Origin of the sequence: Hymenobacter algoricola, assembly GCF_039539525.1 — a bacterium.
Lineage (GTDB): Bacteria > Bacteroidota > Bacteroidia > Cytophagales > Hymenobacteraceae > Hymenobacter > Hymenobacter algoricola.
Genome location: NZ_BAABDH010000100.1, coordinates 1 through 24,469 on the forward strand (window position 1 = coordinate 1; position 24,469 = coordinate 24,469).

The window sequence follows — 24,469 nt, forward strand, 5'->3', positions numbered from 1 at the left end:
CAGTGCCCAATGATTATCGGTGAGCAACGTACGGTCAGCATTCATCTTGAAAATAAGCCTATTACGACTTTGCCATGCCGAACGTTCTTGAGAACACGCCCTAGCACTATATATACTTCCACTTGCAAAAGCCTTCCTGCAAATCAGGGAGGCTTTTCTGTTATAATAATGTTTAACTTTAGGTGCAAGGGTGTGCGGAGAAGCCTCAGTGTATGGACCGAAAGCTCCAACAGCTGAACGGACAAACTTTCTGGGAAAGCAGCGGGTCATTCCGCCGGCTATGTTGCCTAAAAGTTGCTAAATGGCATTTTTCCCTCTATACTTGCCTATTCGCCCACTTTTACAATCTTTTTTTCACCCTTTCACTCACCAAACAAACAGTCAAATGAAAAAACTACTATTTATGGTCATCCTGCTGATGACTAGCCTGTTGCAGCAGGCCATCGCGCAGGATAGAGCCATTTCAGGGCGCGTCACTGACCGTGCGAACGGGCAGGGGCTGCCTGGTGTTACGGTCCTCGTGAAGGGCACTACCATCGGGGCCTCCACAAATTCGGATGGTACCTACACCCTGAACGTACCGGCGTCTGCAACGACTCTCTCGTTCACGTCTATCGGTTACATCTCGGTAGATCGTCCGATTGGCACTGCTTCTACTATCGACATCGGCTTGGGCGTTGACTCGAAGCAGCTGGGCGAAGTAGTAGTAACGGCTCTGGGCATTGAAAGAACCCGCAACTCGCTGGCCTACTCGGCTACGCAGGTGGAGGGTACCGAAATCACCAAAGCCCGTAACCCTAACTTCATCAACGGCCTGTCGGGCAAAGTGGCTGGTCTGACCGTGCGTCAGAGCAACACGCTGGGTGGCTCGTCCAACGTAGTTATCCGCGGCACGAAGTCGATTACGGGTAACAACCAGGCTCTGTTCGTAGTGGACGGAGTTCCGATCAGCAACTCGAACACCAACACGGCTGGTCAGCAGCGCGGAGCAGGTGGTTACGATTATGGCAACGCTGGCGCCGACGTAAACCCGGACGACATTGCAACCATGACGGTACTGAAAGGTGCTGCTGCTACGGCTCTCTATGGTGAGCGGGCCGCCAACGGCGTTATCCTCATCACCACCAAGAAAGGCCGTAAAGGTCTCGGTGTTACCATCAACACCGGTATCACGGCGGGCCGCATCAACAAAGACACGTTCATTGAGCACCAGAAAGAATACGGTGCCGGCTACGGCCGCATCGGTGATTCGAGCGTCAACCCTTACTTCAACGAAGCTGATCTGAACGGTGACGGCGTCGTTGATCTGTATCCTCAGTTGGATGCCGATGCTTCGATGGGTGCTCGTTTCGACCGGAATCTGCAGGTTTTCCAGTGGAATGCCTTCGCTCCCGGCAACCCTAACTTCGGCAAAGCTACGCCATGGGTAGCGGCTGAAAATGACCCTACTACGTTCTTTGAAACGGCTATCACGACCAACAACAGCTTCTCTATTGATGGTGGCAGCGACAACGGCTACTTCAAGCTGGGGTACAACAATGTAGTTGACAAGGGCGTGCTGCCAAACAGCCGCGTGGGCAAAAACATTGTCAACTTCGCTGCTTCCTTTAACCTGACGCCTAAGCTGACGACCAGTGCTGCGGTGAACTTCACCCGCGTAGACGGCAAAGGCCGCTACGGCACCGGCTACGATGGAGCCAACGGTTCTAACCCCATGACCATGTTCCGTCAGTGGTGGCAGACCAACGTTGATATCAAGGAGCAGAAGGCTGCTTATGACTTCCAGGGCCGGAACGCCGGCTGGAACCTGAACGGTCCCGGCAACAGCAGCTCGTTCTACTGGAACAACCCCTACTGGACGCGTAACCGCAACTTCCAGCAGGATGAGCGTTTCCGTACGTTCGGCAACGTAGCCACCACGTACAAAGTAACCGATTGGTTTAACGTACTGGGCCGCGTAACCCTGGATACGTACGATGAGCAGCAGGAAGAGCGTATCGCTGTTGGTTCCAACACGACCGCTATTCCTTCGTACACCCGCTTCAACCGTACGGCTCGTGAGGCCAACTACGACCTGATCGGCAACTTCAACAAGAACGTTACCGAGAGCATTTCCCTGCGTGGCCTGGTTGGTGTCAACGTCCGTCGTGAAGCTTTCAAATCTATCCGCGCTACCACCAACGGTGGCCTGGTAGTTCCGGACCTGTACACGATCGGTAACTCGCTTAACCCACCTCTTCCGCCTGCGGAAGACGAGTCGAAGCGTGGTGTAGATGGCGTTTTTGCCAGCGCTACCATTGGCTTCCGCGAAATGATTTTCGTGGATGCTACGGTTCGCCGCGACAAGTCGACCACCCTGCCTGAGAAGAAGAACGCCTTCATCTACCCTTCGGTAGCGGCTAACTTCGTGTTCTCGGAAATGATGAAAGATGCTACGTGGCTGTCGTATGGCAAGCTGCGGGCCAACTACGCCGAAGTAGGTCAGGGTGCCCCAATCCAGAGCATCCTGGACGTGTACGACAAGCCAACGGCTTTCGGCTCTATTCCGCTCTTCTCGGTACCAAGTACCAAAAACAACGTGGATCTGGTTCCGGAGAGAACCAAGGCAATTGAAGTGGGCGTTGAAATGGCCTTCCTGCAAAGCCGCCTTGGCTTCGACGCAACCGTGTATCAGCAGCGCACCCTTGATCAGATTTTCGCAGTTGAGCTTTCCACCGCTACCGGTTATAGCTCCCGCTTCGTGAATTCGGGTGAGGTTCGCAACCGTGGCATAGAATTGACGACTTTCATATCGCCAATCCGCACGGATGCCTTCAACTGGACGGTCAACGCAAACTGGACCAAGAACCAGAACAAAGTGGTTTCCCTGTTCCAGGGCACCGACAACATTGTACTGGGCAACTACCAGGGCGGTGTTTCGAGCAACGCCACGGTGGGCCAGCCATACGGCTCGCTGCGCGGCACCGACTTTGTGTACCTGAACGGTCAGAAAGTGGTTGGCGCGGACGGCCAGTACCTGCGCTCAGCAACGTCTAACGTAGTAATTGGCAACCCAAATCCTGATTGGGTTGCTGGTATCACCAACTCCTTCTCCTACAAAGGTCTGGCTTTCAGCTTCCTTTTCGACATCCGTCAGGGTGGTGATGTGTTCTCGCTGGACCGCGCCTACGGCATGGACACGGGTCAGACCATCGAGACGGTTGGCAAAAACGACAAAGGCAACGAAACCCGCAGCGACGTAGCTGATGGTGGTGGCGTTAAGTTCCCCGGCGTAAAGGCTGACGGCACGCCGAACGACGTTTATGCTGACAACACGGGTGATACGGGCCATACCGCTTACGGCATCTCCACTAACCCAGCGGCTGCTTTCGTGTATGACGCCAGCTTCGTGAAACTGCGCGAGCTGACGCTCAGCTATTCCCTGCCCCAGTCTATCATGTCGAAGATCGGAGCCGTTAAAGGCGCCGAAATCTCCCTGGTAGGTCGCAACCTGTTCATCTTCAACAACAGCTTGCCCGGTGCTGATCCGGAAGAGGCTTTGAGCTCGGGCAACCTTGGCCAAGGCTACTCGTCGGGTGCTTATCCTTCTGTTCGCACCGTTGGTGCTAACCTCAGACTCAGCTTCTAATTCGAATAATGAAAAAGTCCCTTCTTCTAGCTTTACCCGCGATGTTGCTTGCAACATCCTGCGTGGACACCCTGGACGACTACAACGTTGACCCCAAGCGAGCCAGCGTAGTACCAGGCCGCACGCTTGTATCCACTGCTCAGCGTGCCCTGGTACGTACCGTAGTAAGTAGCAGCGTCAACAACAACCCGTTCCGCTTTTTCGTGCAGTCATGGGCTGCTACGACCTACGCCGATGAAAGCCGCTACGACCTCATCACGCGTAACATTCCCCAGAACTTCTGGACTCCGCTGTACCGCGACGTACTGCGTGACCTGAAAGAAGCCAAGACCCTGATTGCTGCGGACATCACTATTGACAATCCTAAAGTGAAAGCCAACCAATTGGCTATCATTGAAGTATTGGAGGTTTACACGTGGGCAACGCTGGTAGATACCTTCGGCGACGTACCATATAGCGAGGCGTTGGACTTCAGCAAGCCCCAGCCGAAGTACGACGATGATGCCGCTATCTACACGGACATCATCAGTCGTCTGAACACGGCTATTGGTCAGATGGATGCTACTGCGGCAGGTTACAACACTGGTGTAACTACCAGTGCTGACTTGCTCAACAACGGCAACATGGCGCTGTGGGTGAAATTTGCAAATTCCCTGAAGCTGCGTCTGGCACTGACAATTGCTGACGCTGACAAAGCCAAAGCCCAGACGATGGCAGAGGAGACGGCCGGCAAGACACTGGCTTCTAATGCTGACGTCATCGACTTGGCGTTCCTCATTTTCCCTAACTCCAACCCTGTTTTCGAAGATCTGGTCCGGAGCGGACGTAAGGACTTTGTAGCTTCGGCTACCCTGGTCGATACGCTGAATCGCTTTGCTGATCCCCGGACCGACGACTTCTACAAGCTGGGCCCAGGCGCAACGACTTTCAAAGGAGGCGTCAACGGCAATGCGAACAGCTACAATGCCTTCTCGGCACCCGGCACCCGCCAGGAAGTCCAGACGGCACCAGGTGTGCTGATGTCGTATGCCCAGGTTGAGTTCCTGCTTGCCGACGCGGTAAGAAGAGGCTTTGCTGTAGGTGGTACCGTAGTGAGCCACTACAATGCTGGTATCACGGCATCCATCGTAGAATGGGGCAATACTCCAGCAGTAGCAGCTACTTATATAACTCAGCCACGGGTAGCTCTGTCGGCCAGCACATCGGATGCAGAGCAAAAGAGAAGAATCGGTGTCCAGCAGTGGATAGCTCTCTACAACCAGCCGGTTGATGCTTACCGTGAAGTACGTCGACTCGACTCGCCGAAGCTGATCAAGCCCAATCTGGCCAAGTCCGAGTTTCCAAACCGGTTGACGTATCCAGCTATTGAGCAGAACCTGAATACCGCTAACTATAACGCTGCTGCCAGCGCTATTGGAGGTGACAACGTGAACAGCAAAGTTTTCTGGGATAAGCTGTAAGCAGCTTGCATCTTCCCATAGTGAAAAAGGGCTGCCAGATTTGGCAGCCCTTTTTTTGTTGGTACAATACGAATATTGGTGGGTTGGCCGCCGCCAGACTCTAACGGTGGTCTTGGCCACGTTGCCACAATTACACGAATCGGATTTCTGGAATAACCCGTGATATTCACGCCGCTACTCTACCTGAAGCCAGAAAATTTATACTAATTTTAGCAATACAGGTAGATTCCCTCCCCTCCACCCTATTGTTTCATTTTTACCCCTTTCTTCATGAAAAAACTCATACTCCTGAGTTTATTCCTGTCCCTGGTTTTTGTCGGGCGCTCCTGGGCGCAGAACAAGGCCATTTCAGGTAAAGTACTTGATACCGGTACCAGCGAAGGGCTGCCGGGCGTAAGCGTGCTGGTCAAAGGCACTACTATCGGCACAGCGACCAACGCGGACGGCAACTACACGCTGCTGGTTCCGGACAATGCCACCACCCTGGTGTTTAAACAGCTGGGCTACATGTCGGAAGAGCGGCCCATCGGGGCCAGCAAGACCATTGATATTTCACTGGCTGTCGACAGCAAGCAGCTGAGTGAGGTAGTCGTGACGGCCCTGGGTATTTCGCGGGAAAAGCGGGCTTTGGGTTACGCAGTTGCTGAAATCAAAAGCGAACAGGTAGTGCAGAAATCGGAGCCCGATGTTCTGCGCACGCTCCAGGGCAAAATTCCGGGCGTAAACATCATCAGCTCGAGCGGGGTACCGGGCTCCTCGGCCCGTATTACCATTCGCGGCAATACGTCGCTGCTGGGCAACAACCAGCCCCTGTTCGTAGTGGATGGCATTCCTTATGACAACCGTCAGACCAACTCGGATAACCAGCTGAGCGGCGGCGCTGCCTACTCCAGCCGCACGGCCGACATTGACCCGAACAACATTGCCTCCCTCACGGTGCTGAAGGGTGGCGCGGCCGCGGCTCTTTACGGCTCACGTGCTGCCAACGGGGTAATTGTTATTACCACCAAAACCGGCAACGGCAACCGCGGCCCCAAAGGCGTGCAGATTGGCTACAGCTCTTCGTATTCGATTGAGAAAATAGCCGGCTTGCCGGAATTCCAGAACTCTTACGGCTCAGGCAGCCAATTCAACTACGGCCTGACCAACGGCAGCTGGGGCCCCCGCTTCGACGGCCGCACGATTGACTACCCGTACTCCTTCGCGGTCAACAATCCGAACAACCTCAACAAGCCGGATGTAGTGCTCGGCTTCCGCGGAGATTCGGCCCGGAAGACTACTTATCAGCCCTACGCTGATAACGTCAAGGACTTCTTCAACACGGGCCGCGTGTTCGAAAACTCGGTTTCGCTCACCGGCACCAGCGACAATGCCACCTTTACGGCGGTCCTGTCGCGCTCGGACAACCAGGGCATGATTCCGAATTCCTTCTTTATCCGGAACAACATCAGCGCGGGCGGCTCGGGCCGCTTCAACAAGTTCACGGTGGGTGGCAACGTCGCTTATACCAACTCCGAGCAGCAGGGCCCGCAGCTGGGCGCCAACAACGCCATTGGCAACTCCTCCGCCTTCTCCCGGGTGCTGTTTATGCCCCGCAACATGGACCTGCAGGGCCTGCCTAATACCAACCCGCTCAACAATGCGTCGGTGTTCGGATGGCTCACGGGCCAGGCCGACAACCCCATCTGGTCGACCATCAACAACACCTACACGTCGCGGGTAGACCGGGCGGTCAGCAGCATCCGCATGGGCTATGCCTTCAAAGACTGGCTCACGCTGTCCTACTCGGGCGGCGTAAACACCTATAACGATGCCCGTCGTACGACGGTGCGGCCGGGCTCCGTTGGTTTCGGGGGCTTGGGCAACGTGCTGGAAGACAACATCCGCAACACGGAACTGGAACAGACCCTGCTCTTGTCGTATGATAATAACCTGACCGAAGACATCAGCCTGAAGGCCATTCTGGGAACGAATGCCAACCAGCGGACCTTCGAGGCAACGTCCTTCACGGGCAACAACATCATCGTGTTTGGTATCGACAACATCAGCAACACGGTCGAGAAAAACTCCAACGGGGCCGATTTCGCCAAACGCCGCCTGCTGGGGGTATTGGCTAACGCCACTGTAGGCTACAAAGACTGGGCATTTTTGACGGTCGGGGGCCGCAACGACTTCTCCTCGACGTTGAACAAAGACGGTACCATCGGCCAGAGCGGCCGCTCCTTCTTCTACCCCAGCGTCGATGGCTCGGTCATTTTCACCGAAGCGCTGGGCCTGGACTACTCCTGGCTGACGCTGGGTAAAATCCGGGCCGGCTACGCCCGGACCGGCAACGACGCCTCGCCTTACGACGCGGGCCCGACGCGCTACGCCGTGAACCCCGTGTATGGCAACAACGCCGGCCAAAGTGCCTTCCCCTTCCTGGGTACGCCGGGTCTGGCCCTGAGCAACGTTATCAGCAACCCGGGTCTGACGCCCGAGTTCACCAACCAGGTTGAAGGCGGCATCGAGCTGGACTTCTTCAAAAACCGGGTGCAGATCAACGCCACCTACTACGACCGGCTGACCACCAACCAGATTGCGCCCATCTCGCGGGCAGCCAGCACTGGCTACCTGGCCGAGCTGACCAACTTCGGCGCCATCTCCAACAAGGGCGTCGAGCTGGCCGTGACGCTGGTGCCGGTTGAGCTCAAAAATTTCCGCTGGAGCACCACCACCAACTTCACGCACAACCGAAACATCATCGAGGAGCTGAGCCCCGACGTTGACGCCATCGGCATTGGCGCTTCCTTCACCGGCGGCCCCCGGGCGCTGCAGGTTGCGGGTCGTCCTTATGGGGAAATCACCGGCTCGGTTGCCGCTCGCGACGACAGGGGCAACATCCTCATCAACCCCGCTACGGGCTTCATCATCGAGGCCATTGATCCACAGGTAATTGCCAATCCAAACCCACAGTTCACCCTGGGCCTCATCAATGCCTTTACCTTCAAGGGCCTCACGCTCAACACCCTGATCGACTACCGCAAGGGCGGTGACATCTACAGCACCACCATTCAGCAATACATTGGTCGGGGCGTGACGAAGGACACCGAAGACCGGGAAAAGACGGTTATCATCAAGGGCGTCTATGGCAACCCGGATACCCGGCTGCCTATTGAGGGCCAAGGTGGCGGGCCAAATACTACGGCCATTACCGTCAACGACCTGTACTTCGGCAATGCCGCCATCAACAGTGCTGACGAGTTCTCGATTTATGACGCCACCACTGTCCGGCTGCGGGAAGTAACGCTGGGCTATGACCTGCCCCAGTCGCTGCTCGCTAAAACGCCGATTGGCCGCGTCAACGTTTCTCTGTCGGGCCGTAACCTGTACTGGTACTCGCCGAACCTGCCCAAGTATACCAACTTCGATCCTGAGACCAGCACCTTCGGGGCCAGCAATGCCCAGGGATTTGAGTACACCAACGCGCCTTCTTCGCGGCGGTATGGTGTAAACCTGCAGGTTACTTTTTAATCATGGCTTCCTTTTCCTCGATGAATACCTACCGTAAAGCTTCCATTGCCCTGGCCCTGGTGGGCCTGCTGGCAACTAATACCGGGTGCAGCGACTTCTTTGACGTCAATGTCGACCCCCTGAACCCGTCGCAGGCCCGTCTGAGCGACATGCTGCCCGTAACGCAGGTGGCCATGGGCACTTATATGGGTTTTAGCGTGAATGGTTTGAGCCAGTACACGGCGTCCCTGATGCAGCAGCTTTCCAACACGCGCGGCATCGGCACGTTTCAGCAAACCGGCGACTCGTTTTCCACGCAGTGGCAAGGCCTGTATGCGGATATGTTGAGCAACAACGAGCAGATTATCCGGCAGGGTACGGCTGAGCAGGGCTGGTCCTACGTGGGCGTGGCCGAGCTGCAAAAGGCCTTCGTGGTAAGCCAGATGGTGGATATGTGGGGCAACATTCCCTACTCCGAAGCCCTGAATGGCACTGGCAACCGCAGCCCTAAGTTTGACAAGGACAGCGAAATCTACGCGGATATGTTTCGCCTCATCGACGACGGCCTGGCCAAGCTGACGCTGACCTCGTCGCGCACCATGGGCAGCGAAGACCTGATGTATGCGGGCGACCTGAACAAGTGGGCCCACTTTGGCCGGACGCTGAAGCTGAAGCTCTACAACCAGATCCGCCTGACCCGTCAGAACGACCCGGCTTTTGCCGCCCAGATCACCGCCCTGCTGAACGCGCCCAGCGGGCTGCTGCAGGTTACGGATGACTTCGAGCTGAAATACGGACCCTCGACCCAGCCTGACAACCGCAACCTCGGCTACATTGGCGACTACGTCAACTCCACCCGGGAAAATACAATTGGGGTGTACTTCTACACCCTGATGACCCGGAACAACGACCCCCGGATCAAGTATTACTTTTACAACCAGGCCACCGGGCCGTCACCGCTGGCCGACTACCAGCCCCTGAACAGCAACTTCGTAACGGTGCGCTTTGGCAGCACCGGGATAAACCGGGCCACCAACAACGCCGGTGTGCGCACGCTGCCGGGCCTGTATCCGGTGGGTGGGCGCTACGATGCCGGCGGCGGAGGCAACGCCGGCCCCAGATTTGGCAAGGGCGTAGTGGCCCAGCGCCTGCTCACGTATTTCAGCCGCAAGTTTACGGAGGCCGAGCTGCAGCTGACGGTGCTCGGCAACACCGCCGCCGCGCGCACCGCCTACGAGGAGGGGATCCGCGCCAGCTTTAAGAAGGTGAACGACATTGCCACGGCCGAAGGCATTCCAAGCTCATCGCCACCGCTACCTTCCACGCTGGTGCCCCTGATAAGCGAGGCGGCCATCACCAGCTACGTGAACGCCGCCCTGGGCCGGTACGACAATGCAGCGCCCAATGCGAAAATTAAAGCCATTATGACGGAGAAATACGTCGCCAGCTTTGGTTTCGGTCCTGATGCCTACACGGATTTCCGACGTACCGGCTACCCCAACATCACGGTGCCGGCGGCGGCAATGACCGGCGACCCCTACAGCCCCACGCTGGGACCGGGAGTGGTAGATGACAATGATCCGCAGACTATCAGCCAGGGCTCGTTCCCGATCCGTCTGACGTATGACCGTTCGGAGCTGCAATTCAACCAGAATGCTGATCCGCAGCCGAACGTGGTAACGACCCCGATTTTCTGGGACCTGCCTTAGCGGCGGCACAGAATTCTCCTCCTCCTTTCGCCTCAAAATCAACATGAGAAAGCTTTTTATCATCCTGGCTACCCTGGTTTCTACCGGCAGCCTACTTTCTGCCTGCACCGACGACAGCAGAGACCCCATGCCCGACGTGGAGTATGCGCCCGTCATTTTCCCCAAGTTTACGGAGGGCAAGTCGACTTTCGACTACAACAAAATCACGACCCGTCCCCCGTACCCGGCCGGATTTGAGCTCCCCGAAATCGAGTTCACCTTCGACCCCGGCGACCAGCGGGACGTGAAGCTGGCGGCCGTAGAAGTATGGAAAACCTTCCGCCGCACCAACGCGGGCTCTACGGACTACAGCCAGCGCTCCAAGGTAGGAACCTACTACAGCTTCCCTGCCACGGTACGCATCAATGGGGATGACGCCATTGCGGGCACCATGCGCCTGTTTAACGGGGTACCCACCCAGTTGATCAAAAACGCCATTCTGCCCCGTCTGGCCGGCTCCTCCCCGGCTCCGGATGCCTTCGTGTTTACCTTCGAGTACATTCTCGAAGACGGCCGCCGCATCATTCTGACGCCCACGACCGCCAACCAGGTCATCACCGGAGCGCAAATCAATGCGCCTTTTGCGGCCGTGGCCGAGATTGTTCGTACTCCCTAGCCACGGGAACCCGCTTTTTGAGTACCGCATAAAAAACCCGGCTCCAGTGATGGAGCCGGGTTTTTTATGCGGTGTACCTGCTCAATCGTACTTCAGCAGGGCGCGCTAGGGCAGATCCGCCAGTCGTAAAACCACCTGCTCCTGCTCCGGCACCGGGTGCTGCAGCCAGCCGATAATCCTGTCCGCCACGGCTTCGGGCGTAGCCAGCTGGCCCGAAGCGTGCAAATCGGCAAAACGGGCGGCCTCGCTGAACTGCCGGCCATCGGCGGCCCGGATCTGCTGCTGCATGCCGGTGTCGATAACGCCCGGCGACAGGCTGCGCACCCGGATGCCGGAGCCGCGCAGGTGCTGCTCCTTCTGGGCCATCTGCGACAACGACTCCAGCGCCGCTTTGGAGGCGCAGTAAGCTGCCCAGCCATCGATGGGCCGCTGGGCCGCACCGCTGCTGATGTTGAGCACCGTGCGCGGCACCGACAGCGGCTGGTAGGTCCGCAGAAAGGTGTTCATCAGCATGGCCGGCGCCACGACGTTCACGTCGAACACAAAGTTGAAGTGCTCATTGGGCTGCTCACCGAGGTAGCCGATTTCACCCACCACGGCCGCGTTGTTGATGAGCGTAACGCTGGCCGCATCAGGCCACTGCGGAAAAACTCTGTGCAGGTTGTTCTCCACCGCCAGGATGTCAGACAGGTCGAGGGGCTGGTGGCGGTAGCGCGCGTGCTCGATGGTAGCATGCCGCGACACGCCCACGACGCTGGTGCCGGGCTGGCGCAGAATGGCTTCGGCCAGCGCTTTGCCCAAGCCGCGGCTGGCCCCGGTAATAATATAGTAGTGCATGCGAAAGTACGGTGAGGAGTGAACCGAGAAGAGCCGTTCGACGGCAGCAAGCATCCCCGCAGCGTTACGTGGGGACCCTAGCTGCCGTTGAACGGCTCTTCTTATTTCAGCTTTTCAGCTTATAGAATGTACTGGCTCAGGTCCCGGTTGCGGACCATCTCGCGCAGGCGCTCCTCTACCAGCTCGCGGGTGATGAGGATGCGGGCGTTGGCGCTGATCCGGTCGGGCACGTCGAACAGGATGTCGTTGAGCAGGCGGCTCATGACCGTATTCAGACGGCGGGCCCCGATGTTTTCGACTTCGGAATTTACTTCGAAGGCAATTTCGGCCAGGCGTTCGAGGGCAGCATCGTCGAAGGTCAGCTCTACGTCTTCGGCCTGCAGCAGAGCCTGGTACTGCTTGGTCAGCGCGTTTTTGGGGTCTTTCAGGATCAGGTAGAAGTCGTCCTTGGTCAGGCTCTGCAGCTCTACGCGGATGGGAAAACGGCCCTGCAACTCCGGAATAAGGTCGCTGGGCTTGGCTACGTGGAAGGCGCCGGCGGCAATAAACAGGATATGGTCGGTGTTGATGACGCCGTACTTGGTGCTCACGGCCGAGCCCTCCACGATGGGCAGCAGGTCGCGCTGCACACCTTCGCGGCTCACGTCGGGCCCACCCCCACCCTTATTGCTGCGGCTGGCTACCTTGTCGATTTCGTCGATGAAGATAATGCCGGCATTCTCGGCCTGGCGAATGGCTTCCTCCTTGACCTCGTCCATGTCGATGAGCTTGGCGGCTTCCTCATCGAAGAGCAGCTTGCGGGCCTCGGCAATGGTGACGTTGCGCTTGCGGGTTTTCTTGGGCAGCATGCCGCTGAGCATGTCCTGCAGCCCGGCCATGGAAGCTTCGTCCATTCCACCGGGGCCACCCACGACGCCAATGCCCGGCGAGCTGCCCTGCTGCACTTTGATATCAATTTTACGCTCATCGAGCTCCCCACTGCGGATTTTGAGCCGGAATTTCTCCCGGGTCCGCTCGTTCAGCTCCTGGTCGGAGTCGGGCATCCCGTTGCTGTCGGCGCCAAAGCCTACGAAGGGCTTAACGCCGCTGCTGCCGGTGACGGGTGGAATCAGGGCATCGAGGATGACGTCTTCCACGGCCTGGGCCGCACGGCCTTTCACTTCTTCCTTACGGCGCTGCTTGACCATGTTCACGGACTGCTCCACCAGGTCGCGCACCATGCTTTCCACGTCGCGGCCCACGTAGCCGACTTCCGTGAACTTGGACGCCTCCACCTTGGTAAACGGAGCCCCGGAAATGCTGGCCAGCCGACGGGCAATTTCGGTTTTGCCCACGCCCGTCGAGCCAATCATCAGGATGTTGTTGGGCACTATTTCGCGCTGCATGTCGGCCGGGGCGTGCAGGCGGCGCCAGCGGTTGCGCAGGGCAATGGCTACGTGGCGCTTGGCCTCGTGCTGACCGATGATGTATTTGTCCAGCTCCGCCACAATCTGCGCGGGCGTGAGGAAAGAAGCTGCGTCAATCATAGGGGCAATAGGGAAAGAAGGGTGGGATGCGCTTAAGAAAACCACTTTTTGCCGGCTGTAGCTCCCTCCCGCACAGGTCAGGTGGGTACTGCAGCACTGAAAGCAACTCAGAAACGCAGCCGCCGCTGGTCCGGATTGCGCTAATCACTCTTTTTAAAGAGCGTGTCGATATTGCGGGCTACGGTAAAGTAGTTGGCCCCGCCGGCGGCCTGGATGGAGGCGTGGGTGTAGTCGAACTGAAACTGGCTGATGCGCACCATCACCCCGAAGCTCAGGCCGGCGCCGCCGGAGGTGTTGTCGAGGCGCAGCTCGCGGCGCTGCAGGTGGTTGTAGCCCACGCGCAGGTTGAGGTTTTTGCCCAGAATCAGCTCCCCGCCCACCACGAAGTGCCGCGCGATTTTGTCGCCCAGGGTTTTCTTGGGCTTTTTCTCCGTGCCATCGTCCAGCTGCTGCCCGCGGGCGTTGGGGTCGAGGTACACGATATCGAGCTGCTGCAGGTGGTGGGCCGTGATGGAGAAGCGCAGCGGCATGTGCTCGGGCTTGAAGGTAGTGCCCAGCTCCACGTTCAGCGGCATGGGCTCCCGCTCGGCCCCGGCGTAGGGCCGAAGCTGAAATCCGGCATTTTTTACGGCCAGACCCACGGTAAATTCCTGGGTAGGGTGCTTGAAGATGCCGCCCACATCGGCCAGGGCCCCCACCGAATGGTTGCCGGCAATGCCCGACACGCCCAGCTTGAGCGTGCCGCCCACGGTGATGTTGCCACTGGTGTAAGCGTCGGAGCCCTGCAGGGCGTATTCATTCACCTCGAAGGTGCCGAGGCTGTTACCCGCCGCGTCATACTGCTCAAACTTGCCGTAGCTCAGGTAAGTCAGGCCCACGCCGATGCGGCCCAGGCGCTGGGTATTGAACACGTAAGCCGCCGTGCTTTGCTTGATATCGGCCAGGTAGTCGATGTAGGTCAAAGCCAGGCGGCCGTCCATGTCGGCGTTGAGCAGGGCCGGGTTGGCCAGCAGCATCGATGGGTCGGCGTCGCGGGCCGACACGTTGACGCCGCCCAGGGCCGCTATTTTGGCGCTGGGCGCCAGCTCCAGAAAGGAAAACGCCCGCTGCCCACCCAGCTGGGCCGCCGCGGGCCGGGCCGCCAGCAGGGTCAGACCAATGGCAAAAAGCCCATGAACAGCGGGGCGGCGTAACAGTCGATTCATAGCTCTAAGATACGGGGTTTCGGGGGTATCCGAAGCAAGACGCCGCAAGCCGGATTTTATTGCCCAGACCGGGCACCATTCCGGCTTGCGGCGGCCTTGTTCCGCTTGCAGCTACGACACCTCCACGCTCGGCCCGGCCAGCTGCCCCAGCGGCTCGTCGCGCACCACCAGCTTAATGGGGTGGGCCACCAGCTCGTCGAGCAGGGCCACCTTCAGCACGTCGTCCACCCGGTCGGCGTAGTGAATGCGCAGGTCCTTGGTGTATTCGGCCGGAATTTCATCGATGTCCTTGCGGTTTTTGTGGCACAGAATAATGTCGCGCACCCCGGCGCGCTTGGCGGCCAGGATTTTCTCCTTGATACCACCCACTGGCAGCACCTTGCCGCGCAGGGTGATTTCGCCGGTCATGGCCAGGTGGCTGCGGATTTTGCGCTGAGTAAACACCGACGCAATGCTGGTGAAGATGGCAATGCCGGCGCTGGGCCCGTCCTTGGGTACGGCGCCCTCGGGGAAGTGAATGTGCAGGTCGTACTGATCGAAGAGGCGGTAGTCGATGCCCAGCTCCTCGGCCCGGCTGCGCAGGTAGCTCAGGGCCGTCACGGCCGACTCCTTCATCACGTCGCCGAGCTGCCCGCTGAGCGTGAGCTTGCCCCGGCCCCGGCTGAGCAGGCTTTCAATAAACAGGATGTCACCGCCCACGCTGGTCCAGGCCAGGCCGGTTACGACGCCGGCCGTTTCGTTGTCCTGGTAGATGTCGCGGTCGAAGATGGCCGCGCCCAGGATGCGGGCAATATCCTTGGGCTCCAGCGTCTCGGGAAACGGCTCCTTCATGGCCTTGTGCTTGGCAATATTGCGCGTAACGGCCCCCAGCTTGCGCTCCAGGCTGCGCACCCCACTCTCGCGGGTGTAGTCGTCGATGACGCGCTGCAGCGCGGCGGTGGTGATGTTCACGTCCTTCAGGCTCAGGCCGTGTTCGGTGAGCTGCTTGGGCCAGAGGTGCTTTTTGGCAATCTGGGTTTTCTCCTCCAGCGTGTAGCCCGTCAGGTCAATGATTTCCATCCGGTCGCGCAGGGCGGGCTGGATAGTGTCCAGCGAGTTGGCGGTGGCAATGAAGAGCACCTTGCTCAGGTCGTACTCCACCTCCAGGTAGTTGTCGGTGAAGGTCGAGTTCTGCTCCGGGTCCAGCACTTCGAGCAGCGCCGAGGAAGGGTCACCGCGGAAGTCGGAGGCAATCTTGTCGATTTCGTCGAGCACGATAACCGGGTTCGAGGCCCCGGACTTCTTGATCTGGGAGATAATACGGCCGGGCATGGCGCCTACGTAGGTTTTGCGGTGGCCCCGGATTTCGGCCTCGTCGCGCACCCCGCCCAGACTCATGCGCACGTACTTGCGGCCCAGGCTCTTGGCAATGGACTTGCCCAGACTGGTTTTGCCTACGCCGGGCGGGCCGTAGAGGCACAGGATCGGGGCCTTCAGGTCCTGCTTGAGCTTGAGCACGGCCAGGTACTCGATGATGCGCTCCTTCACCTTTTCCATGCCGTAGTGGTCGGCATCCAGGATTTTGCGGGTGCGCTTGAGGTTGAAGTTGTCCTTGGTGTACTCGGCCCAGGGCAGGTCGAGCAAAAACTCCACGTAGTTGACGCTGATGGGGTACTCGGCGGCCTGCGGATTCACCCGGGCCAGCTTCTCGAGCTCCTTGGTGAAATGCTTGGCCACAGCTTCGGGCCACTTCTTGGTTTTGGCGCGCTGGCGCAGCTTTTCCACCTCCTGGTCGGGGCCGTCGAAGCCCAGCTCGTCCTGGAGCACCTTGATCTGCTGGCGCAGGAAGTAGTCGCGCTGCTGCTGGTCGATGTCGGTGTGGACCTTGGTCTGGATTTCGTGCTTGATTTCGAGCAGCTGAATCTCCTTCAGCATCATTTCCAGCAGCATGGTGCCGCGCTCCACGCCGTCGTTGATTTCGAGCAGCTTCTGCTTGAGGCCCACCTCCACGTTGATGTTGGACGACAGGAAGTGGGTCAGAAACGAGGGCGACTCGATGTTATCCAGGGCCACCTGGGCTTCCTGCGGAATCTCGGGGTTGAGCTTGAGCATCTTGGCCGCCGCATCCTTGAGCGTGCTCACCAGGCCCTTCACTTCCTTCGACATCTTGCTGGGAAACACCTCCGGCAGGTAGCTCACCCGGGCCATCAGGTAGGGCACATCCTGGGTTTGCTCCTCGATCTGGAACCGGCTCTGGCCCTGGATGATGATGGTCGTGTTGCCGTCGGGCAGCACCAGCAGCTTCAGAATCTTGGCCATGGTGCCCACCTGATACAGGTCGGCCAGGGCCGGGTCGTCGCTCTGGGTGTTCTTCTGGGCTACCACGCCCACTATCTTGTTGCCGCGGTAGGCCTTGCGCACCAGCCGAATGCTCTTTTTGCGGGTGACGGTCACCGGCAGCACCACGCCGGGAAACAGAACGGTGTTGCGCACCGGCAGCAGGGCCAGCATCTCGGGTGCCTCCTGCTCCCCCGAAGCCTGATCGGGGTCGGTGGCCACAATGGAAACCACTTCGGCAGGGTCGTCGGTCATCAGCAGCAGGGAGGAAAGGGCGGATTTCGGCAAAATGGAGGGTGTTCGGGGCGGGCGAAGGGAGAAGCCGGCGGTGTCAGAATGACAGCCTGCCGGGGCAGCGGCGCGCCGGCGGGCAGCGGCGCTTTCGAAGATACTGTTTTGGCAAGTGCTATGCCACCACGCCCCGCGGCTAATTTTCGGCCCGGGGCCCGACAAGGCGGCACAGGTTCCGGCCACTCCGGCAGATAAGGCCGCAGGTCAATTTACATGAGAAAATCACTATTTTTGAACCCCGCCGCGCCGAAAGGGCCGGCCTTCGTGCCCTATCCGACTATGTCCCGCCTATTACGCCTGGTTCAGCTGCTGGTTTGTCTCGTTGCCTTCGGGGCCGCGCACGCCCAGCAGCCAAGCTCCGCCCCCATCAAGCAGCGCAAGCTCAGCAGCAAAGTAACCCGCCAGCTCCGGCTGCGGCCCGATGCCAACCCGAATTTCCCGAACGTCAACCGCATCCCCTACTTCGAGGATAAAAAGGCGTTGCGGGCCATTGCCAAAGCCGAAAAGCGCCGCAACTGGACCCAGACCCGCGGCCTGCTCGAAGGCTACGTGGCCCAGTTCGGCATTCAGAACTTCTACAAGAACACCAATATGCTCTGGCGGCTGGGACAGCTGGAAGAAAAGGCCGGCAACGAGGAAAAAGCCAAGGTCTACTTCCGCCTCGCCCTCAAGCACCGCCGCCAGGACATCAACCGGGTGCAGCTCTACTACGACTCGCTGGAGCAGAAAACGGCCGACCTGTACGTGCCGCTCAAGGCCTACTACGACATCGTGGAGTACCGTAAGAGCATCAACACCTTCCACCCGCCCAAGGGCGTGTACACCAGCATGGGCGACGCCATCAACTCCCGGCGCGAGGACTACGGCCCCACGCTCAACACCGGCGCCGACCAGATTATCTTCTCCTCCAAGCGCAAGATGCGCGGCATCAACGGCGTGATTGACGAGGACCTGTACACGGCCCGCCGGGAAGGCACTGCCTGGACCGATGCCGAGCCGCTGCCCAAGCCCATCAACTCGCCTTATAACGAAGGCTCGGCCTGCATCAGCAAGGACGGCAAGACGCTCTACTTTGCCCGCTGCGAGTGCCCGAGCTGCCACGGCAACTGCGACCTGTTCGTGGCCTCATTCAAGGACGGGCAGTGGACGGTGCCCAAAAGCCTGGGCATGCAGGTGAACTCGGCGGCCTGGGACTCCCAGCCCACCCTGTCGCCGAACGAGGATACGCTGTACTTCGCCTCCGACCGGCTCGGCGGCTTCGGGCTGTCGGACATCTGGTACACGGCCAAAAACAAGGCCGGGCAGTGGGGTAAGGCCGAAAACCTGGGGCCCGTGGTCAACACCCGCGAAAGTGAGGTCAGCCCCTACTACCACCCGCTCTACCACGTGCTCTACTTCAGCTCCCGCGGGCAGCTGCTCAACTACGGCGACTTCGACATCTACAAAACCTACCGGGCGAAAGGCCACTGGCAGGAGCCGCGCAACATCGGGCCGCTGGTCAACGGCAAGGGCTCGGAGTACTACTTCACCATCGACAGCGACTCAAAGGACCTGTACTACGCCCGCTCGGAGGAAAAAGAGCTGAAAAACCTTGACCTCTACTCCTTCCCCCTGCCCATGGAAGCCCAGCCCCTGGCCACGACGCACGTCGAGGGCACGCTGATTGACTCGGTGGCGGGCAAGCCCCTGGGCGGCATCGTGAGCATCATCGATACCGACAACGGCATCGAGGTGGCCAGCAAGTACGTGCGCCCCGACGGCACCTTCGCCTTCGACCTGATTGAGGGCTCTCACTACGTGATGCTGATTCAGAGCCCCGACTTTTTCAGCGTCGAAAAGCAGTTTGAGCTCAAGGGCGATACGGTGATGAAGCTGATGACCAACTCCATCGACTACAAAATCCCGCTGATCTTCAAAAACATCGAGTTTGACCCCGCCAAGGCCAATATCCGTGCTTCCATGCACCAGACCCTGGACCGGATTGCCCTGTTTCTGGTCGACCACCCCACGTTCCGGCTCAGCATCTCGGGCCACACCGACACCAGCGGCGACCCGGACGCCAACATGACTTTGTCGCAGGACCGGGCCGAGGCCATCCGCAAGTACATCGAAGTCAAGGGCAAGCTCAAACCCAACCGCATCGAAAGCATGGGCTACGGCAGCTCCCAGCCCCTGAAAGACGAGGTAACCGACGCCGACGCCGGCATCAACCGGCGGGTGGAGTTCCGCCTGCTCAAGCCCGACGCCGACAAAAAGGACGACGCCGGCGGCGTGGACTGGAAGTAAGGTAAGCCTGTCATGGCGGGTATTCTGCGAATCAAGCCGAGACGAAGCAACCCGTGCTCTGAAATGTGCGAAGCCCCGTAAACCAAAAAGCCCCGACGTCTGCTGGCGGCGGGGCTTTTTGGTTGTAACCCGAAGTGGCACTGCGCGAAACGGGCGCCCCGGTCACCGCTGGTCGTTCAACGCCCCGCGAAGTGGAACTTCGCGCTACGGTCAGGCTATCCACGAGTCCCGAAGGCTCAGCTACCCCACCCGAAAAGGCGAAATTAGCTGTAGGACGCCTCTTCGGTCGCTATGGATGGAGCTTCGGGAGCTGTGGCCGGCGCTTCGGCTGCTGTGGCTACTGCTTCGGGCCCTGTGCTTACGGGTTTGGGCGCGGTGGCTACCAGACCAGCTTCTGGCTTTCCTCGCCGTCGCGGAACAGGGCGCTTTGCTTTTTGCCGCCGGCCTCCACGTTCACGATGTTCATCTCGTCGGGGAAGGTGTCGAGCAGCAGGCGGTGGCGCAGGTAGATGCCCTTGACGGGCCTGGCCAGCTTTACCGAGAAGTACAGCCAGTGGGCATCACTCTCCTTCTGAAAGCCGATGAAGTGCAGCGGCAGCGCCTCCCCGGGCTTCGTGCCGAAGCTTACGGAGCGGGTCAGCAGGGCCGTAACCAGCGTGGTTACCTGCGGCTTTGGCGACTCCTCGAAGCTCACGGGCCGGGGCTGGCCCGCCGACAGGGCCTTTTCGAAGTCGTCGGTAAAGACCTTCAGGGCCACTTCCAGCTGCTGCTTCCCGGCGTTGTAGCGCACATCCATGATGGAGGCGTGGTAGGCGTGGGCCCCGGCGGCGAGGCCGGCGGCCAGCAGCAGGAGCAGAAAAATCAGGCGACGCATACTAGGACTAAGATTAAAAAAAACAGCTCCCCCCCTTTTTTAAGGAGGGGCCGGGGGTGGTTCAATCGTTGAACGATTAGTAGCACTAGCTTTCTAGTTCTAGCCGGACCACCCCCAACCCCTCCTTAAAAAAGGAGGGGAGCTTAGTTCTAGTTCCTGAAGTTAAAAAATGGCTTTGATGGCGTCGTTGAAGATGACGAACACCATCAGCCCCAGAATCAGGACCATGCCGACTTTCTGGGCATTTTCGAGGAAGGCATCCGAGGGCTTGCGGCCGGCCACCATCTCGTAGAGCAGGAACATGACGTGGCCGCCGTCCAGGGCCGGTACGGGCAGCAGGTTCATGAAGGCCAGCACCATCGAGAGCATGCCGGTGAGCAGCCAGAAGTGCTCCCAGTCCCACTGCCCGCCGTACTGTTGGGCAATGGCCATCGGGCCGCCCAGCGACTTGCGGGCCGAGGCCTCGCCGCGGAAGATCTTGCCAAAGGCCGTGAGCTGGGTAGTAATCACGCCAAAGGCTTTTTTGGTCCCCACCGGCACCGATTCGACCAGGCCGTAGGTGCGGGTGGAGGAGCGCAGCAGCGACTTGGGCATAAAACCCAGCTTGCCGTCGTCGTCGATGTTGGCCGTCAGCGTCAGCGTTTCGGCGCCGCGCTTCACCAGCAGCGGGGTGGCTTTGCCGGCGTTGGCTTTGAGGGCTTCCTGGAGCTGAGGGAAGAAGCGGGTATCCTGGCCGCCGACCTGCAGAATCTGGTCCCCGGTCTGCAAACCCGCCTTGGCGGCGGGGCTGCCGGAGTTGATCTTGTCGACCTCGAACGGGTTCAGGGGCAGCACAAACGGCGTCTGGCTTTTGTCGGACAGCTGGTCCATGAAGTCGACGGGCACGCGGATGTCGACCAGCTGGCCGCCGCGGTGCACGGTGTAGTAGCCGTTTTTACCGATCAGCACGTCGGGCTTGTACACGTCGTCAAACTCGGTGAAGGGGCGGCCGTTGATCTTCACGATCTTGTCGCCGGTGCGGAAGCCGATTTTCTGGCCCAGCTCGTTGGGCAGCACGCCGTACTTCACTTCCGTGGCCGGCAGGTACTCCTCGCCGTACTTGAACGTAAGGGCCGAGAAGATGATGATGCCGGTGATGACGTTCATGATGATACCGCCCAGCATCACAATCAGGCGCTGCCAGGCCGGCTTCGAGCGAAACTCGTTGGGCTGGGGCTCGGCCGAGAGCTGGTCGGCGTCGGTGGTTTCGTCGATCATGCCGTGAATGGCCACGTAGCCGCCCAGCGGGAACCAGCCCAGGCCGTACTCCGTGTCCCCGATTTTTTTCTTGAGCAGGGCGAAGTTCATCACGCCCGGCATCGGAAACAGGAAGTCGAAGAAGATGTAAAACTTATCGACGCGGATCTTAAAGTATTTGGCCGTTGCGAAGTGACCGAACTCGTGCAAACCAACCAGGATGGAAAGGCCCAGCAGCATCTGGCCGGCCATGATTAATATTTCCAAAGCGAAATCAGGGAAGTGGTAGAGTGGGAAGGGAAGTGGGAAATCAGGTACTATAGAACGTTATGCTGAGCCAAGCCGAAGCATCTCGCGTGCTGACGTACGGTTACTAATCCTGGGGCAGCGCGCGAGATGCTTCGGCTTGGCTCAGCATGACAACGACCTTTGGGTAGGTTCCAATACTAACCTTACACCCGGCCGACAAGTTCTTGGGCCACCCGGCGCGTTTCGGCGTCGGTCTGCACGTAGTCGTCGAGGGAAGGATCGGCAAGGTACGAAACCTTGGTGAGGCAGTTTTCGACCAGCGTGGGCATGGCCAGAAACCCGATTTCGTCGCGCAGGAAGGCCGCCACGGCAATTTCGTTGGCTGCATTGAGCACGCAGGGCGCGTTGCCGCCCCGGCGCATGGCCTCAAAGGCCAGCGGCAGGTTGCGGAACGTGGCACGGTCGGGCTGCTCGAAGGTGAGCTGGGGGTAGTCGAGAAAGGAAAACCGCGGGAAGTCGGACGGCAGCCGCTCGGGGTAGCCCAAAGCGTACTGGATGGGCAGCTTCATGTCGGGCAAACCGAGCTGGGCCTTCAGGGAGCCGTCCTGAAACTGCACCAGGGAGTGAATAATGCTTTGCGGGTGCACCACCACGTCGATCTGGTCATTGGTGAGCCCGAACAGCCACTTGGCCTCAATCACCTCCAGGCCCTTGTTCATCAGCGAGGCCGAGTCGATAGTGATTTTGGCGCCCATGTCCCAGTTGGGGTGCTTGAGCGCCTGGGCTTTGGTAACGGCAGCCAGCTGCTCGGCCGTGCGGCCCCGGAACGGCCCGCCGGAGGCGGTGAGGATAATTTTCTCAATCGGGTTGCGCTCCTCCCCCACCAGGCACTGGAAGATGGCCGAGTGCTCCGAATCCACGGGGTACAGGCCCACGCCGTGCTTTTTGACGAGCTCCGCAATCAGCTGCCCGGCCACGACCAGGGTTTCCTTGTTGGCCAGGGCAATGTCTTTGCCGGCCCGGATGGCGGCTACCGTAGGCAGCAGGCCCGCATAGCCGACCATGGCCGTCAGCACGATGTCGGTAGCGGGCCGGCCGGCCACTTCGGTCAGGGCTGCGGCGCCGGCCAGCACTTCGGTTCCCTGCCCGGCCAGGGCCGTTTTCACCGTTTCATATTGCCGCTCGTCGCCGATAACCACGGCGGCGGGCCGAAACTCCCGGGCCTGGGCGATGAGCAGCTCGGCGTTGGACTGGGCCGACAGGGCCGCCACCCGGAAGCGGCCGGGGTGGGCGCGAATCACGTCGAGGGCCTGGGTGCCGATGGAGCCGGTGGAACCGAGCAGGGTGACGCGTTTGAGGGAAGCAGACATTGCGGGGATTCGGAAGCGGGGAAGCGCGGGGTGCGGGGGAGCAAAAGTACGGGGAAGTTTGGCTTGGCGCCGCGCCGCCGCGTTTTTACCCGGCAGCCGCCGGATTGGCAGCCTACGCTCCGAAAACCCCGTACTTTGTTTTCTTAGCCTTTCCCCTGCCCGTGACCAGCCCTACTCCCGCCGCCAGCCCTTCCGCCTTCGACAAAGCCCGCCAGGGCCTTTGGACCAGCCTGCAAAAGCACCTGGAAACCGTGTACGCCGCCGAAAGGGACTTCCGCGCCGCCACCGCCTTTACCGAGGCCTTTCCCTTCTCCCCCGCTGCCACCGAGCCCGAAGCCCTGGCCGGCTACCAGCGGCAGCGCGCCCGGCTGCGCGACCTGTTTGTGGACGAAACCACCCAGCTCGACAGCCTGGTGAAGGCCGTGCGCACCAAAAGCTACCAGGAAGACGAGAAAAAGCTGCTGCTGCTCATGATTCTGGGCTACCTCGACATTGCCGAATCCATCTTCGAGCTCCTGGAAACGCGCCGGCCCAGCAAGCCGGACAAGGATGAGGAGCTGGAAGAAACCACCGCCAGGTTCGGGCGGGTCAAGAGCTTCGTACGGCTCAATATCAAGGGCATTGCGGGGCTGCTGCCGCAGCTGTAACGGAGGAGTTGTGTTGAAGGCCGTCATGCTGAGCACTCTGCTTGATGCGCAGAATGCTCAGCATGACGGTCTTCTATTTTCAGGCGCTCTTCAAAGCACTGCTTCAATCCGCACTGACTTGCCGTTGAACAAGGCTTCTTCCCCGGCCCGCCGGCCACTCAGCGCCGCCGCTACCGGGGCGGCGGCCGAGACGGCAAAGTAGTCCACACCGTCCACCGTGAGCTGGCCGGCGCTGATGCTGATGAAAAAACGGCCCATACTGGTGTGCACCAGTGCCCCGGGATGCACCGAGTCGCAGGGCCGGGCGGGGTCGATGCGTAGCAGCTCGCCCTGGAGCTGCCGGGCCTGCTGGAGCTGAACCAGGTTTCGGTCCCGCTCGTTCTGGGCCATGGCGCGGCCGGTTTCATACTTGTCGCCGGCGCTGCTCTTGGTTTCGCTGTTGGCCGATTCCTGGGCCGCGTCGATGGCCGCCTGGATGGCGGTGAGGCGGTCCTGGACGTAGGTTTGGCAGCGGGCGTAGAGGGTTTGCTTTGTTAGCTCACTTGGGCTTGCCATAGTATTTCGGAATCGTTTTCAATTTGCCAGCCTGCCGGGCCGGGCCACGGCCGCACCACCTGCGTTTGCAAAACCAGCAATCTTTGCTGGATACCGGTGCTGAGGGCTTGCTGCTAAGCAGTTATACGAAAAT

General features: G+C 59.6%; 15 protein-coding genes. 7 read left to right on the plus strand and 8 right to left on the minus strand.

Annotation, left to right across the window (positions count from 1 at the left end):
• Positions 1-385: 385 nt before the first annotated feature.
• The 5 genes from ABD842_RS15380 (at position 386) to ABD842_RS15400 (ending at position 10,944) form a co-directional block, all read left to right on the plus strand.
• Positions 386-3,628, plus strand: a complete 3,243-nt coding sequence (locus ABD842_RS15380) for a SusC/RagA family TonB-linked outer membrane protein (RefSeq protein ID WP_345115786.1) — start codon at positions 386-388, stop codon at positions 3,626-3,628.
• Between the two features lie 8 nt (positions 3,629-3,636).
• Complete coding sequence (locus ABD842_RS15385; protein ID WP_345115789.1) at positions 3,637-5,088, plus strand: SusD/RagB family nutrient-binding outer membrane lipoprotein; 1,452 nt, start codon at positions 3,637-3,639, stop codon at positions 5,086-5,088.
• A gap of 270 nt (positions 5,089-5,358) precedes the next feature.
• Complete coding sequence (locus tag ABD842_RS15390) at positions 5,359-8,601, plus strand: SusC/RagA family TonB-linked outer membrane protein (protein WP_345115792.1); 3,243 nt, start codon at positions 5,359-5,361, stop codon at positions 8,599-8,601.
• A gap of 2 nt (positions 8,602-8,603) precedes the next feature.
• Positions 8,604-10,289, plus strand: coding sequence for a SusD/RagB family nutrient-binding outer membrane lipoprotein (locus ABD842_RS15395; protein WP_345115795.1), 1,686 nt, complete (start codon positions 8,604-8,606; stop codon positions 10,287-10,289).
• Between the two features lie 43 nt (positions 10,290-10,332).
• A complete protein-coding gene (locus tag ABD842_RS15400) occupies positions 10,333-10,944 on the plus strand; it encodes a hypothetical protein (RefSeq protein WP_345115797.1) in 612 nt (203 codons plus the stop codon).
• A gap of 105 nt (positions 10,945-11,049) precedes the next feature.
• Here ABD842_RS15400 and ABD842_RS15405 read toward each other — a convergent pair whose 3' ends face one another.
• The 4 genes from ABD842_RS15405 to lon form a co-directional block, all read right to left on the minus strand.
• Positions 11,050-11,781, minus strand: a complete 732-nt coding sequence (locus tag ABD842_RS15405) for an SDR family NAD(P)-dependent oxidoreductase (protein ID WP_345115800.1) — start codon at positions 11,779-11,781, stop codon at positions 11,050-11,052.
• Between the two features lie 119 nt (positions 11,782-11,900).
• Positions 11,901-13,307: an ATP-dependent protease ATPase subunit HslU gene (hslU, locus tag ABD842_RS15410; RefSeq protein ID WP_345115804.1), complete on the minus strand. Its 1,407-nt coding sequence runs from the start codon at positions 13,305-13,307 to the stop codon at positions 11,901-11,903.
• Between the two features lie 140 nt (positions 13,308-13,447).
• Positions 13,448-14,512 carry a type IX secretion system protein PorQ gene (gene porQ / locus ABD842_RS15415; protein ID WP_345115807.1) on the minus strand — a complete coding sequence of 355 codons (1,065 nt, stop codon included), beginning with the start codon at positions 14,510-14,512 and terminating at the stop codon, positions 13,448-13,450.
• Positions 14,513-14,623: 111 nt separating this feature from the next.
• Entirely contained in the window at positions 14,624-17,083 is a 2,460-nt protein-coding gene (lon, locus tag ABD842_RS15420; RefSeq protein WP_345115810.1) for an endopeptidase La, read from the minus strand.
• Positions 17,084-17,398: 315 nt separating this feature from the next.
• Between lon and ABD842_RS15425 the strand changes: the two genes are divergently transcribed.
• Positions 17,399-19,405: an OmpA family protein gene (locus ABD842_RS15425; protein ID WP_345115812.1), complete on the plus strand. Its 2,007-nt coding sequence runs from the start codon at positions 17,399-17,401 to the stop codon at positions 19,403-19,405.
• A 379-nt stretch (positions 19,406-19,784) separates the two neighbouring features.
• Here ABD842_RS15425 and ABD842_RS15430 read toward each other — a convergent pair whose 3' ends face one another.
• From ABD842_RS15430 to ABD842_RS15440, 3 genes are all read right to left on the minus strand, one after another.
• A complete protein-coding gene (locus ABD842_RS15430; protein ID WP_345115815.1) occupies positions 19,785-20,279 on the minus strand; it encodes a DUF6702 family protein in 495 nt (164 codons plus the stop codon).
• 162 nt (positions 20,280-20,441) lie between these two features.
• A complete protein-coding gene (rseP, locus tag ABD842_RS15435; protein WP_345115818.1) occupies positions 20,442-21,782 on the minus strand; it encodes an RIP metalloprotease RseP in 1,341 nt (446 codons plus the stop codon).
• Between the two features lie 185 nt (positions 21,783-21,967).
• On the minus strand, positions 21,968-23,134 hold the full coding sequence (locus ABD842_RS15440) for a 1-deoxy-D-xylulose-5-phosphate reductoisomerase (RefSeq protein ID WP_345115821.1): 1,167 nt from the start codon (positions 23,132-23,134) through the stop codon (positions 21,968-21,970).
• A gap of 161 nt (positions 23,135-23,295) precedes the next feature.
• On the opposite strand from ABD842_RS15440, the gene ABD842_RS15445 reads away from it, so the two are divergent.
• Positions 23,296-23,781, plus strand: coding sequence for a hypothetical protein (locus ABD842_RS15445; RefSeq protein ID WP_345115823.1), 486 nt, complete (start codon positions 23,296-23,298; stop codon positions 23,779-23,781).
• Positions 23,782-23,871: 90 nt separating this feature from the next.
• Here the strand turns inward: ABD842_RS15445 and ABD842_RS15450 are convergent, their stop codons facing one another.
• Positions 23,872-24,336 carry a 3-oxoacyl-ACP synthase gene (locus ABD842_RS15450; protein ID WP_345115826.1) on the minus strand — a complete coding sequence of 155 codons (465 nt, stop codon included), beginning with the start codon at positions 24,334-24,336 and terminating at the stop codon, positions 23,872-23,874.
• Positions 24,337-24,469 lie beyond the last annotated feature (133 nt).